The sequence below is a fragment of the Pirellulales bacterium genome, assembly GCA_019636345.1.
Taxonomy (GTDB): Bacteria; Planctomycetota; Planctomycetia; order Pirellulales; family Lacipirellulaceae.
The window spans coordinates 273253-286037 of sequence record JAHBXQ010000001.1 but is presented as its reverse complement, the minus strand read 5'-3'; the positions used below and the strand labels follow the sequence as shown (position 1 = coordinate 286037).

Here is a 12785-nt window from a genome sequence, read left to right as displayed (position 1 = left end):
GCAGGGGAAGACTCGGGAGAGGCTGACGGGGCGCGACAACCGAGATTGTACCGCGCTTCGTGCCGAGGCGGCGAACGGCCCGCGCCAGCTCAGCGACCCGCTCGTGGGCAATTGGCAGCTATCCCTTGATCTCTTCGTACGCCGCGAGGGCTGCGTCGCGGGCTTCGCCGTGGTCGACGATCGGCTCCGGGTAGTCGTCGCCCAGCCTCACGCCGGCGGTTGCAAGGTCCGCCTCGTCGGCGTTCCAGGGTTCGAAAATCGCCGGAGTCTCAAGCCGGGCAAGCTCCGGAACCCAGCGGCGGATGTAGTCCCCTTGCGGGTCGAACTTCTCGGCTTGGCTGGTGGGGTTGAAGATCCGGAAGTAGGGCGCCGCGTCAGCCCCGCATCCCGCGGTCCATTGCCAACCCAGGCTGTTGCTCGCCAGATCGGCGTCGACCAGCGTGTCCCAGAACCAGCGGGCGCCGTCCTGCCACGGCACAAGCAGGTCCTTGGCAAGGAACGACGCGACGAGCATCCGCGCCCGGTTTGGCATGAACCCGGTCGCCCACAGATCACGCATCGCCGCGTCGACGATCGGGTACCCGGTCCGCCCGCGCTGCCACCGCTGCAGCTTCTCTCGACTTGCTTCCCAGGGGAACTCCTGGAACCGCTCGCGCAGCGGGCGCTCGGTCGTGTGCGGAAAGTGATAGAGAAGGTGGTAGGCGAATTCGCGCCAACCGAGTTCGCTGAGGAAATGCGATCCCCCCCGTTCAAGCGACTTGTCGCCGTCCATCGCGGCTCGCGTTGCGGCGGCGATCTGCCGGGGGCTGATTTCGCCGAAGTGGATGTGGGGAGAGAGCTTCGAGTAGCCCTCGACGTCGATACGATTGCGGTCGTCTTTGTATTCGGCGAGTCGGTTGCGGAGAAAAATATCGAGCCGCCGCTCGGCAGCAGGGGCTCCGATCTCCCAAGTCTCATAGAACTGCCGATCCCAGGGAATCCGCGGCAGAAGTTCCAGCTCGTCGAGTTCCAAGCTCGCCGGCCATCTCGCCGGCGCCGGGATCTCGCGGGGCGCCGGGGCGGGGGTCAGGTCGGCCCCGCTCGCCAAACATCGTTTCCAGAACGGCGTGAAGACCGTGTACGGCTCTTCCTTCTGCGTGCTGATCGTCCACGGCTCGTGGAGCAGACTGCCGTTGTCACTGCCGACGTCGATGCCGCGTTCCGCGAGCGCGGCTTTGATCCGCTTGTCGCGTTGTATGACTGCCGGCTCGTAGCGCCGGCACCAAACGACGCGCTCGGCGGACGTTTCCTCGACGAGCCGTTCGAGTTCGGCGAGCGAGTCGCCGGCTCGGAGCACCAGCCGCGAGCCAAGTTCACGGAGCTGCCGATCAAGACTGGCCAGCGAGTGGTGCAGCCACCAGCGGCTCGCGCCCCCGGGGGCCCAGGGGGCTTCCTCGTCGGGAGCCCAGATGAAAACGGGGATCACCGGCCCGCGTTCGACCGCCGCCGCGAGGGCCGGCTGATCGGCAAGCCGCAAGTCGAGTCGGAACCAAACGATCGTCGGACGAGCAGACATCGTGCTTGCGAGTGATCCCAAGGGGCAGCTTGCGGTTGGGCGGAGGGGGGATGCTCTGCATCCGGCTGAATGTGACCGCAAAATGTCCGCAAGACCAACCGGGATTCTGACCATGGAGGCAAATTCTTCGGCCCCCGGCGGGGTCGTCGTCCTTGGCGCCACCGGGAGCGTCGGAAGCGAACTGGCCCGCTGGTTGCGTGCCGAGGGACGCCCCGTGCTGCTGGCCGGCCGCGACGCCGAGCGGCTGGCCGCACTGGCCCACGAATTGGACGCGCCCGCGGTCCCGCTCGCGGCGACGGATTCGGCCTCGGTCGACGGGGCGATCGCCGCGGCCGTTGAGGCATTTGGCTCCGTGAGCGGCGTGGCCCATTGCGTCGGCTCGCTCCTGCTGCGCCCCGCCCATGCGACCTCCGACGATCAATGGCGCGAGACGATCGAGATTAACCTATTCTCTGCATTCGCCGCCGTTCGGGCCGCCGTACAAGCCATGCGAAGCGGGGGAGGATCGATCGCGCTGGTCTCTTCGGCCGCCGCCTCGATCGGTCTGGCGAATCACGAGGCGATCGCCGCGGCCAAGGCGGGCGTCGAGGGTCTGGTTCGCGCCGCCGCGGCGAGCTATGCTTCGCGCGGCGTCCGCGTGAACGCCGTCGCTCCAGGACTGGTGAAGTCGCACCTGAGCGCATCCTTGTGGCAAAATGAAGCGGCCGCCGCCGGATCGCGACAGATGCACGCGCTTGCGCGACTGGGCGAGCCGGCCGACGTCGCCGCCGCTCTTGCTTGGCTGCTGTCGTCAGAAAGCTCCTGGGTCACCGGGCAGGTGCTGGGAGTCGACGGCGGCTTGGCCACCGTCCTGCCGCGTCCCACGACTCGGCCCGCGTGATTGGGTCTTCGCCGCTTTCCTCGCACAGGCAGTTTGTATGTCCGCTTCGGCCGGCGCCGCGACTCCCCGGTGGATGAAGTCCGTCTTGTTGGCGGCGGCCGCGTACAACCTGGCGTGGGGCGCCTGGGCGATCGCCGCCCCGCAGGCGATCTTCCGCTGGGCGGGAGTCGATCCGCTTCCCAACTACCCGCAGCTCTGGCAATGCATCGGGATGATCGTCGGCGTCTACGGCGTCGGCTATGCGATCGCGGCGTTCGACCCGGTCCGTCATTGGCCGATCGTGCTGGTCGGACTCTTAGGCAAGATCCTCGGCCCGATCGGGTTCGCGGCGTCGGTCGCGCGGGGCGAATTTCCCCTGGCCTTGGGGTGGACGATCGTCGCCAACGACCTGATCTGGTGGATTCCTTTCGCCGTCGTTCTACGGCATGCCGCCCGAGCCGCGCGATGAACGCCGTCCTCCTCATTCACGCCGCCAGCACCTGGGCCATGGCGGGGCTGATCTGGTTCGTCCAGTTGGTCCATTACCCGCTGTTCGCCCGCGTCGGGGCCGCGGGGTTCGTCGAGTACGAGCGGCTTCATTGCCGACGGACGACCTGGGTCGTCGCGCCGCTGATGCTCGCCGAGTTGGCCTCGGCCGCGTGGCTGGCCTTGGCGCCGAGTTCGCCCGCGCCGGTCGCCGTCGCTTGGCTCGGCCTGGCGTTGGTCGTCGCCCTCTGGCTCTCGACCGCCCTGGTGCAGGCGCCGCTGCACGGCAGGTTGTCGCAAGGCTACGACGATCGGACGGCGCAAAAACTCACGACAAGCAACTGGTTTCGGACCCTCGCGTGGAGCGTCCGCGGGCTTATTGCGTTGTGGTGTTTGGCGTGAGCGACCGACTTGCGGCGGCTATTCGGCCGGCGGCGGGTCGGTCGGCGCTACGATCGTCGCGTGTTCAATCCCCGGCAGGAACGCGGTTTCGAACACCTCGTTTCCGCCGCGGACGAACTCCAGCGAACCGGTCTCGCGCCCCGTGGCGAGGTCGACCAGCGTTACCCCGGCGCGCAGCTCCCCATGCCGATCGCGCACGGGGGGGGCGTCGAGGATGTGCTCGGGGCGAATCTTCGAAAGCCCGACGATCGCTCGCCCCGCAGCAAAGCACAAGCCGCGCGTGAACCCTGGCAACGAGGCGACGGGATCGCACACGCCGGGCTCGGCGAGCCGGCAGAGGGTCCCTTCGCCCGAATTGCAGACCCACCACGCCCCCTCGTGCCGCCGCGGGGAGTGGGGCATGCAAAGTCCGCGCGCCACCGTCTCGCCCCCGGGAACCGCGACCATGACGCCGCTGGTGAAGCGATCCGCCTCGCGCCACCCTCCTTTGCGGCCCGTGGCGCAAAACGCGGTGATCATCGCCGGCTCGCCGTCGCGCATCCCCAGCCCGTTCAGGTGGCAGCGATCCTGGGGGACCGTCTCGGCGATAAACGGCGGCGTCCAGACGCGGCGAAAGCTGACCCGCTCGCTCGGTCGAGCCACGCAGTTGTAGCGCGTGTTGGCGAAGTGGATCCCGCGCCGTCCGAACGCGACGTCATGTACGTTGAGCTTGCCTGTTGCGCGACTCTCAACCAGCGCGTAGATCGCCGGCGCGGAATCGGCGTGATTCGCTTCGCGTCGAAACACGAGGAGCCGCTCGCGGATCGCGAGCGCCAATTGAGCGCCGTCGACCGCCATCCCCATCGGCCGGGCAAACTTCGTCTCGCGGATCGTCAACTCGCCCCGCGGTGCGCTGGCCAGCAGGAGTTTGCCCGAGGTGTAGGTCGTGACCGCCAGCGAACCGCCCGTCGCAGCAAGCCACTCGACGAAGTCGCCGTGCACGCGAACGCGCACCGGTCCGGCCGCGGGGCGTTGAGCGTCGGCCGAGCTCCGCTGGTCCTCGTCATCGCGGCGGGGCAGGGCAGGGGAGGACATGGACAACGACCGGCTTAGGAATTCGGAGAGACCAACCACAAGATCGCCGACGAGCTGCCTCAGCCCCCCGCTGGCCGGCGGAATCGCGCGCCGGCTCGTTCGCATGCTTACGACACCGTGTTGCCGCCGTTGACGGCGATCGTTTGGCCGGTGACGTAGCTCGCCTCCTCGCTCGCCAGAAACGCAACCGCGGCGGCGACTTCCTCCGGCGTGCCGAACCGTCGCGCAGGGACTTGCGCGGCGTAGGCGTCGCGGGTCGCTTGCGACTCGCCCGCGTGGCGCTCGACGGGAATCCACCCCGGGGCGACCATGTTCACGGTAATCCCGTAGGGAGCCAGTTCCCGCGCCAAGCTGCGCGACAGTCCCGTTTGGCCTCCCTTGGCAGCGACGTAGGCGCTGAACGGGGCCGTCCCTTGGGAGAACACCTCGCTGGTGATTTGGATGATCCGCCCCCACCGCTGCCGCTTCATATGGGGCAGGCACGCCTTGGCCAACAGGACGGGACTCTTCACGAAATAATCGAGCATCCGCTGATAGTATGCCCAGTCGGACTCTTCGATCGGCAGTTGCGGCTGGTCGCAGGTCGCGTTGATAACCAGCACGTCGATCGGCCCCAGCGAATCGGCGACGTGTCGGCAGACGTCGGGGGCCTCGGACTCGCTGGTGACGTCGCCGGCCACGAGCCACGACTCGCGGCACGCCCCTTGCAGTTCGACGAACGCCCGCTCGGCGGTCTCGCGATCGTGGACGTAGTTCATCGCCACTCGTTTGCCGCGGCGCCCCAATTCCAGGGCGATCGCCTTGCCCAGTCCGCGCGTACTGCCGGTCACCAGGGCGACGCGTGGGGACATGGACGACTCCGAACTTGAGGGGGTTTGAGCGGCGAGACCGGGATGCCCGGCGTCGTGAAACTTCGCCCGATTATGCCGCTTTCTCCCGGCCGCCGCAAACTGACGCCGCTTGACACCTCCCCCGAGCACAAGGGAACATCGCACCTGCCGGGCGTCGTGGCGTCGGCGCGGTCGCTTTCCAGCACTTCGGGATCCTGTCTGATGAACATCCTCCTCACCGGCGGCGCCGGGTACGTCGGCTCGCACGCGGCTTGGGTCCTCGCTCGCGGGGGGCACGACGTCTGGGCGTACGACAACCTCTCCTACGGCCACCGCGCCGCGGCCCCGGCGGGGAAACTCGTCGAGGGGGATCTCATGGACGGCCCCAAGCTGGTCGAGGCGATGAAGTCCCGCGGGATCGAGGCGGTCATGCACTTCGCCGCCTTCGCCTATGTCGGCGAGAGCGTCACCGACCCCGCAAAGTACTACCAGAACAACGTCGTGGGGACGCTTTCGCTGTTGGACGCCATGCGCACCGCCGGGGTCCGCAAGCTCGTCTTTTCAAGCACCTGTGCGACCTACGGCGTCCCCGACGTCGTGCCGATCACCGAGACCGAGAAGCAATCGCCGATCAATCCCTACGGCTACACGAAGCTGGTCATGGAACGGGCGATGGCCGACTATGCCCAAGCGTACGGCTTGGGGTACGCGGCCTTGCGGTACTTCAACGCCTCTGGCGCGGCGAGCGACGGTTCGATCGGCGAGGACCACGACCCCGAGACCCACCTCATCCCGCTGGTGCTCGACGTTGCGCTGGGGAAACGCCCGGAGGCGCTTGTCTTCGGCGACGATTACCCCACCCCCGACGGCACCTGCATCCGCGACTACATCCACGTCGAGGATCTGGCCGAGGCCCACATTCTGGCGCTCGAGAAGATCGTCCCGGGCGAGGGGCTCAAGCTGAACCTCGGCACAGGGCACGGTGCGAGCGTGCAGGAGGTGATCGACGCCTGCCGCGAAGTCACCGGCCATCCGATCCCGGCCCGCATCGTCGAACGCCGCGCCGGCGACCCGCCGATGCTGGTGGCCGACGCCAGCCTCGCTCAAAAGACGCTCGGCTGGAAACCAAAATTCGTCGGCATCAAACCGATCGTCGAAAGCGCCTGGGCGTGGCACAAGGCGCACCCGAACGGGTATGGGGAGTGAATCCAATTGCCCTGCTCATCGGTCAACGGACCCTTCTCATGGGAGATCGCTTGAATGTCCAAGAGACTTGGAGATCAGGGCGATTGCACCACAATGGCTACGGTTCGGCAAACTACTTTGAGGTTCAGGTTGCCGGGTCCCGCTTGATCGATATCGAAGGATGGAGTCAACGAATTGCGATTTTTCCGCTAACGACAGAATGCACGTTTTGAGTCTCACCTAGCTAGGCAGGCTCGCTGCCGACCCGTCCTGCCTGATCGGATGCAATGTGATGCAATCGCCCTGCCGGGCATGCGTCTACTGCGGGATCTCCGGCGTTTCGAAGTATTTCGCCAAGTCGATCACGAGCCCCGGCAGAACCTCGCCGCCGGTCAGTTGATCTTGCTCTCCGAGCACCGTTTGATTGTCTACGGCAGTGAAGACGTGAACGTTTTTTGTCTCGGGGTACACGTACCACACGAGCCGCGTTCCCGCCGTGAAGTAATCGCGAAGCTTGCGATCCATTTCCTCGCGGGTGTTGCCCGGGCTGATGATTTCGACCGCCAAATCGGGAGCGGCCCGAAGCACGGCAGCTTGCGGAAAGCCCGACGATTTCAAGCGCAGGTTTGACAGAAACGAAACATCGGGGAGGCGAACCTGATCGGGTTGCAGGCGGAGCATTCCGTCGGGTGCAAGCACGATTCCCAATTTGTTCTCTCTCACGAACGTGGAGAGCAACGCGATCAGTTCGACGGCAAGAAAGGATTCATAGGCTCCCATCGCTTTCCTCACCAACGTTCCGTCAATCAATTCGCATAGCGAGTCGTGGCGCTCGTTAAGCTGCAACGCGTCTTCCACGGTCGCCGTTCCCGGCGGCGGGTCGAACACGATGCGCGACAACGGCATCGGTCCCAATGCAGCGACCAGTTGATCGGCCGTCCAGACAAGCGAGGGATCGCCCAGATAAGGCATGGACATGGCGCAGCGCTCCAGGACAGGGGGACCCCTTCAGTTTATCGCAGCCGGCGCAATTCGCCAAAAGCGGCGCGAAATAGGAAGCGAGCGCTTCCGGGGCGAGCATCGGCAGGGTCCGCCCAAGGCGTTTTCCCGCTCGCTCCGAACAACGGGCCGCCGGGCCGCCGGCTAGGAACGCCCCGGCCTCAATCCACCCCCGCGCCCTTAATCAGCGAGACGAACTCGGCGTTCGACTTGAACTTGCCGAGCTTCGTGGTGAGCTGCTCCATCGCGTCGACGTGGTGCATCGACGACAGCGTGCGACGCAGCATCGTGGTGGCGTGCAGCGTCTCGGGGGGGAGCAACTTTTCCTCGCGGCGGGTGCCGGACTGCTCGATGTCGATCGCCGGAAAGACGCGGCGGTCGGCCAGCTTGCGGTCGAGCACCAACTCCATGTTGCCGGTCCCCTTGAACTCCTGAAAGATGAGCTCGTCCATTCGGCTGCCGGTGTCGATGAGCGCCGTGCCGCAGATCGTCAGCGAGCCGCCTTCTTCGAACGCCCGCGCCGTGGCGAACAGCTTTTTGGGGATGTCCATCGCCTTGATGTCGACGCCGCCGCTCATGGTGCGACCTGTGTTGCCGACCCACTTGTTGAACGCGCGGGCCAAGCGGGTGATCGAGTCCATGAGCATGAACACATCCTTGCCCATCTCGGCCAGCCGCTGGCAGCGAGCGACCACAAGCTGAGCCAACCGGACGTGACTCTCGACGTCGCGGTCGAGGCTGCTGGCGAACACTTCGCCGTTGACGTTTCGCTTCATGTCAGTCACTTCTTCGGGACGCTCGTCGATGAGCATCACGACCATGGTGACCTCGGGGTAGTTCTGCGAGATTGCCTGGCTGACCTGTTGCATGAGCACGGTCTTGCCGGTGCGCGGCGGGGCGACGATCAGCGCCCGCTGCCCCTTGCCGAGCGGGGTCAACAGATCCATCACGCGCGTGCTGAGCGGCTGCTGGCCCGTTTCCAGGCGGAACCACTCTTCCGGCGAGATCGGGGTGAGTTCGTCGAACGTCTTGACGTTGACGTAATCCTCCGGCGCCATGCCGTCGACGTCCAACAGTTCGCGCAGCCGGGGGCCCTGTTGTTTGCGTTGCGGCTGCACCAACCCGCTTAAGAGGACCCCTTCGCGGAGACCGAACTTCTCGATCATCGTGCCGGGGACAAAGGGGTCGGTCCGTTCGCGCGTGAAGTTGGACGCGGGGTCACGGAGAAAACCGTAGCCGTTGGGATGCATTTCAAGCACGCCCGAGCCGGCAAAGAGAGCGGAACCGTCGCCGTTGTCGGCGGCGAAATCGTCCTGGCGGGGCTCGTTCGCGTAGTTGCGGCGACGGTTCTGATAGCGATTGCCGCCTCCTCCGCCGCCGCCTTGGCGATTGTAACCGCCGCGGCCCCCTTGGCCCCCCTGCTGGCCGCCTTGGCCGCCTTGGTTGCCGCCTCGACCGCGATACCGGCCTTGGTTCCGCTGTTTCTTCTTGCCCATGTTGTTCTTCAAAATCCTGATCCATTTCTGGTCGCGACCGGCAAAGGTCGAGACCGACAGGCGACGTCCAAAGGCGCGCACGAACGCGCGCTGCGGGAGGTGTCGCCGACGAACGCTCCGAGAATCGAGCTGGCGCGGTCCCGAAGGGGGACGACGCGTTGAGTTGCATCCTGCTGCGGCTGGCAGCGGGCGCGACGCCCGGCAGCACAAAAAAACTGAGTCACTCCCAAGTTAGGAGGCGCGAGCATCCGCGTCGCAGCGGCGCGCACCATGCGCCCGTGCGCCGTCGCCGGTCGTCAGCGCGGGCAAACTCCGCCAATCGCTGCGACTCGGCCGCGGAAACCCCGCAACGCAAAACGCCCTGTCGCTCAACCCGTGTCGACCGCTACGGCTGGTCTGTGGCGAATGACGCCGCCGGAGCAAAGGCTGACGACAGACTGCAATCAACGGCGAGACCGCCATCGACTGGAAACTGCCCCTCAAAACAACGTGGCGCCGCGGCAAGTCTGCTGCTGACGGCTGGGCTGCCAGCAAATCGCTTGGTACGGGTCGAACTGCCAAGCCTCAGCCTTGCAAGTTCGCCAAGCGACGATCCGAAGAACTGCACCGCCAAGGGGCGCCGTAATAGGCCCAAGATCCCGTCGATCGACGGGGCGATGACCTCACTCTGCGGTAGTATTCGCCGCTGGCGACGTTCTGTCAAGCTAGCTTCTCGGATCCGCCCGAGCCGCCCTAAGTTTTTCACGGCGGCAAGATCCTTCGTTCGGCCGTGCTGGCGCCGCCAGGGGGCCGGGCCTCCTCGTTGCGGCCGAGAGCGTTTCCGCTTGGCGCTCCAGGAGGAGCCCGCCGAAGTCCGCAACTTGCTGTATGACAAAGTGTTACGGAAATTCAGCCATACTCTTCCCGCATCCGTTTGGCAGCCAGTCGCGGGGCGAGAGTCGGCACGACGTCAGCACGACAGCCCAGGCCTTCTCTCCCCCCCCGAACAATCGAAAGAATCGGCAAACTCGCCTCAATTTAGCCGACCCTCCCGGTCGATAAGTCGAACACCGACGCACCTCTGCGCCTAGCAGGCTCGGGGCCCAGTCCGCACGTTTCGGACGGGGACGACTTCGTGACTCAGCGGACATCGCCATGACCATTGCACGCCCCGGAATCTTTGTCGCCGCGATCGCTTGTTTGTTCGCCGCCGCATGGTCGCCCTCGGCGATTGCCGAGGGGGTCGCTTGGCGCACGAATCTCGACGCCGCCAAGGTCGAGTCGGCCTCGACGGGCAAGCTGCTGCTGATTCACTTCTACACGACGACCTGCGGGCCGTGCAAAGTGCTCGACAACGCGGTGTTCAGCCAGCCGCACGTGGGGCCCGCACTGGAACAGAACTACGTCCCCGTCAAGATCGACGCCGACTCCTCCATGGCGCTTGCGGGGATGTACCGGCTCAAGTCGGTTCCGACCGACGTCGTGCTCGATCCTCAGGGTTCGCCGCTGGCGTCGCTGAACTGTCCGCAACAGGCGGACAAGTATTTGGAACAACTCAGCACGCTGGCGGCACATTATCGGCAGACGATGCAGCAACAGGCGGGTTCCGGCGGCCAAGCTTCGACGAACCGAGCCTATGCGGGGCTCAACATCGCCCCGCCGCAACTGCCAGCCGCGCCGGCCGCTGGAGCCGTAAGCCCGTACGGGCAGACTCGACCCAATTACATGGCCGGGACGACGCCGGAGACAGGCTACGCCGCTCAGTACGCTGCGGGGCCATCGCAGGGCGGCGCTCCCGGCCAATCCGTTGCGAACCGGTACGCTCCGGCGCCGACAGGACCGGCTGCAGACAGTCCGCAAGTGGTGCAAAACAACTTCGTGAACGCTGCCGCGCCGGGCGGTTCTGCCTCGACGCCCGTGGCGCCGACGGGCTCGGACATGGCTGCGGCGGCGAATGCCTCTGCAGGGCGGTACGCAACTCCTCCGGCACAAATCGCCGCGAGCGCCGACGCCCAGTTTGCGGCTGCAACCTTTCCGCCCGGATCCCCTGCAGGGGGAATCACCGGGAACGGGGCTGCCCCGGGTTACGCAGCCGCCTCGGCGCAGCCAAGCACGCCGGCGCCGGGTTCGCACTTCGCCCCGCCCCCGCAAGTCGCGGCCGTCGCGCCGCAAGCTCCCGGACAATCGCAATTGCCGGCCGGCGCAGCGCCGGTCGGGCTGGACGGCTACTGCCCCGTCACGTTACGCACCGCCGGCAAATGGGTCGCCGGCAACGCCGTCGTCGGCATGGAACACCGCGGCCGCACTTACCTGTTCGTCAGCGACGTCGAGCGGCAGCAGTTCGCGGCCAACCCCGACGCATACAGCCCCGTATTCGCAGGTCAGGACCCCGTCGAGTTGCTTGACAACGGCCAGGAAGTCGTCGGGACGCGGCGACTGGGATGCCACTACGCCGGGCAGATGTATCTGTTCAGCAGCCCCGCGTCGATGCAGAAGTTCGCCGACAACCCGGCCAAGTACGCTGCCGCCGTGCGGCAGGCGATGAGCCGCATGGACGCCGCCGGCGGAGAGACGATTCGGCGGTAACGAGTGAGGACGGGCGACCGACGATTCGGCGACGAGTGCTGCCGCAACGGTGCGTCCTTGTTTCGATCGAGCGATTCCTCGGCGAATTCGCGGCTTGCTCGCCCCGGGACGCCTGTCTCGGCTAAGCTTCAGACAGTGCCCTTTCGACCGGGCATTGCCGCTGGCCAACTGAACCGAAGACTCAGTGCTGGTTCCGGCGACTCGAGCGCCTGGAGCGTGCAAAGCGCGGCACGGTCGAAAGGGCCTCTTTCTTGAGAGGCGCACAGGGAGAGGTCCGAGTTCAGGACCGGCTCCGCAGCCCGAGCATGGCCTTCGTCGCGGGCAGCAAAGCGTAGGCGTGCGCCGCGGCCGGTTACTGCTGCTCTTTCAGCATCCGTTGGAGTTGGATCATCCGGGCTCGGATATCCTCGAGTTGCGGGTTGATCCGCAAGGCCCGGCGGTAGCATTCCAACGCCGCGACAAGATCGCCGGCCAGTTGCCGGGCCTGTCCCATGGCGGCCGCCGCGCGGAAATGGTAGGCGTTGATCTCGAGCGCCTGGTGACAGTCTCGCGTCGCGGCGTCGTACTGGGCAAGATTGAAGTACGCCTGCCCCCGCTGGAACCACGCGTGAGCGATCCACGGGGCGTCCTGAATCAGCTTGCCTGCGAGCATCGCGGCCCGTTCGTAATCTTGGTCGTCGAGCTGCTCGGCAATGGCGGTCAGCCGGCGTTGCTGGGCGGCCGTGCCGACGCGCAGCCACAACTTCGCCAGCGCGTTCTCGGCCAGGGTCCGCACGCCGCGGTCCGAGTCGCACAACGCACGGCCGACGACGGTGTTGGACCGGTAATCGGCCAACCGCCCGAGAGCAATCACCGCGGCCCGACGGGCGGCTCGCTCGCCGGTTTGGGCCAATCGTTCCAGCGTGCCGACGAAATAACGCTCCGACGTCTGCCGGAGAAACGCCGCCATGTCTTGGTCGATGAGATACTGCTCGTAATAATCGACGAGCAGGGACGTCCAGGCCGGTTGATCGTGCATGGGAAGGCGCTCGTGGTAGTCGACCGGACGACGGCAAGGGTGGCGGAAGCGACGAGACGTCTCGCCGCACGGCAAGCCGGGCCTCGCGTTGCCGATCGAGCGATGCCGACGCGTCTGCAGTTCGGCAAGAGATCGGTTGCGGTTGACGGCTAATCCTGAGTGTAATTGGGGGCCGGGATCATACAAACGATTTTGAAATTCCGCCGAATTCCGCCCAGCATTCGCTTGACGCCCCCGTGGCGGCAATTACGCGCGCGCCGCCTTGCCGTCTGCGCGGCGGTCGTTGCGGCCGGACTGGCGACGGCCGGGCGCCCCG

Annotated in this window: 11 protein-coding genes; 5 read left to right on the top strand and 6 right to left on the bottom strand. The window is 66.2% G+C overall.

From position 1 onward, the window contains the following. Nucleotides 1-118: 118 nt before the first annotated feature. On the bottom strand, nt 119-1555 hold the full coding sequence (locus KF688_01060; GenBank protein MBX3424242.1) for a deoxyribodipyrimidine photo-lyase: 1437 nt from the start codon (nt 1553-1555) through the stop codon (nt 119-121). 112 nt (nt 1556-1667) lie between these two features. Between KF688_01060 and KF688_01055 the strand changes: the two genes are divergently transcribed. The 3 genes from KF688_01055 to KF688_01045 are packed head-to-tail and all read left to right on the top strand — an operon-like array spanning nt 1668 to nt 3302. Beyond that, entirely contained in the window at nt 1668-2435 is a 768-nt protein-coding gene (locus KF688_01055) for an SDR family oxidoreductase (protein ID MBX3424241.1), read from the top strand. 37 nt (nt 2436-2472) lie between these two features. After that, nucleotides 2473-2883, top strand: a complete 411-nt coding sequence (locus tag KF688_01050; GenBank protein ID MBX3424240.1) for a hypothetical protein — start codon at nt 2473-2475, stop codon at nt 2881-2883. Then, nucleotides 2880-3302 (top strand): hypothetical protein, encoded by a 423-nt coding sequence (locus KF688_01045; protein MBX3424239.1) that lies wholly within the window; start codon nt 2880-2882, stop codon nt 3300-3302. Before KF688_01050 ends, KF688_01045 begins: the two co-directional genes overlap by 4 nt. A gap of 18 nt (nt 3303-3320) precedes the next feature. Here KF688_01045 and KF688_01040 read toward each other — a convergent pair whose 3' ends face one another. Next, nucleotides 3321-4376, bottom strand: a complete 1056-nt coding sequence (locus tag KF688_01040) for a TIGR03032 family protein (protein MBX3424238.1) — start codon at nt 4374-4376, stop codon at nt 3321-3323. A 107-nt stretch (nt 4377-4483) separates the two neighbouring features. Further along, on the bottom strand, nt 4484-5227 hold the full coding sequence (locus KF688_01035) for an SDR family oxidoreductase (GenBank protein MBX3424237.1): 744 nt from the start codon (nt 5225-5227) through the stop codon (nt 4484-4486). Between the two features lie 201 nt (nt 5228-5428). On the opposite strand from KF688_01035, the gene galE reads away from it, so the two are divergent. After that, complete coding sequence (gene galE, locus KF688_01030) at nt 5429-6412, top strand: UDP-glucose 4-epimerase GalE (protein ID MBX3424236.1); 984 nt, start codon at nt 5429-5431, stop codon at nt 6410-6412. 297 nt (nt 6413-6709) lie between these two features. On the opposite strand, the gene KF688_01025 is transcribed toward galE, so the two are convergent. Then, nucleotides 6710-7369 (bottom strand): Uma2 family endonuclease, encoded by a 660-nt coding sequence (locus KF688_01025; GenBank protein MBX3424235.1) that lies wholly within the window; start codon nt 7367-7369, stop codon nt 6710-6712. A 182-nt stretch (nt 7370-7551) separates the two neighbouring features. Then, nucleotides 7552-8886, bottom strand: coding sequence for a transcription termination factor Rho (gene rho, locus KF688_01020; GenBank protein ID MBX3424234.1), 1335 nt, complete (start codon nt 8884-8886; stop codon nt 7552-7554). Nucleotides 8887-10020: 1134 nt separating this feature from the next. On the opposite strand from rho, the gene KF688_01015 reads away from it, so the two are divergent. Further along, nucleotides 10021-11451, top strand: a complete 1431-nt coding sequence (locus KF688_01015; protein ID MBX3424233.1) for a thioredoxin family protein — start codon at nt 10021-10023, stop codon at nt 11449-11451. Between the two features lie 352 nt (nt 11452-11803). Here KF688_01015 and KF688_01010 read toward each other — a convergent pair whose 3' ends face one another. After that, complete coding sequence (locus tag KF688_01010) at nt 11804-12469, bottom strand: hypothetical protein (GenBank protein ID MBX3424232.1); 666 nt, start codon at nt 12467-12469, stop codon at nt 11804-11806. Nucleotides 12470-12785: the final 316 nt, after the last annotated feature.